At 53.4% G+C, this 1189-nt stretch carries 1 rRNA gene; it reads left to right on the forward strand.

Annotation, left to right across the window (positions count from 1 at the left end):
• Positions 1–1170: ribosomal RNA gene (locus PMI29_RS08540) — 23S ribosomal RNA — on the forward strand; the annotation flags it as partial.
• Positions 1171–1189: the final 19 nt, after the last annotated feature.

A 1189-nucleotide genomic window follows, 5' to 3' on the forward strand; every position in this document is an offset into this window, starting at 1 on the left:
CGTAAGCCCACGCCGGTCGAAGATACCAGGCCGCTGCGACTGTTTATTAAAAACACAGCACTCTGCAAACACGAAAGTGGACGTATAGGGTGTGACGCCTGCCCGGTGCCGGAAGGTTAATTGATGGGGTTAGCTAACGCGAAGCTCTTGATCGAAGCCCCGGTAAACGGCGGCCGTAACTATAACGGTCCTAAGGTAGCGAAATTCCTTGTCGGGTAAGTTCCGACCTGCACGAATGGCGTAACGATGGCGGCGCTGTCTCCACCCGAGACTCAGTGAAATTGAAATCGCTGTGAAGATGCAGTGTATCCGCGGCTAGACGGAAAGACCCCGTGAACCTTTACTATAGCTTTGCACTGGACTTTGAATTTGCTTGTGTAGGATAGGTGGGAGGCTTTGAAGCGTGGACGCCAGTTCGCGTGGAGCCATCCTTGAAATACCACCCTGGCAACTTTGAGGTTCTAACTCAGGTCCGTTATCCGGATCGAGGACAGTGTATGGTGGGTAGTTTGACTGGGGCGGTCTCCTCCTAAAGAGTAACGGAGGAGTACGAAGGTGCGCTCAGACCGGTCGGAAATCGGTCGTAGAGTATAAAGGCAAAAGCGCGCTTGACTGCGAGACAGACACGTCGAGCAGGTACGAAAGTAGGTCTTAGTGATCCGGTGGTTCTGTATGGAAGGGCCATCGCTCAACGGATAAAAGGTACTCCGGGGATAACAGGCTGATACCGCCCAAGAGTTCATATCGACGGCGGTGTTTGGCACCTCGATGTCGGCTCATCACATCCTGGGGCTGAAGCCGGTCCCAAGGGTATGGCTGTTCGCCATTTAAAGTGGTACGCGAGCTGGGTTTAGAACGTCGTGAGACAGTTCGGTCCCTATCTGCCGTGGACGTTTGAGATTTGAGAGGGGCTGCTCCTAGTACGAGAGGACCGGAGTGGACGAACCTCTGGTGTTCCGGTTGTCACGCCAGTGGCATTGCCGGGTAGCTATGTTCGGAAAAGATAACCGCTGAAAGCATCTAAGCGGGAAACTTGCCTCAAGATGAGATCTCACTGGGACCTTGAGTCCCCTGAAGGGCCGTCGAAGACTACGACGTTGATAGGTTGGGTGTGTAAGCGCTGTGAGGCGTTGAGCTAACCAATACTAATTGCCCGTGAGGCTTGACCATATAACACCCAAGCAATTTG

Source organism: Pseudomonas sp. GM49 (assembly GCF_000282355.1).
Classification (GTDB): Bacteria; Pseudomonadota; Gammaproteobacteria; order Pseudomonadales; family Pseudomonadaceae; genus Aquipseudomonas.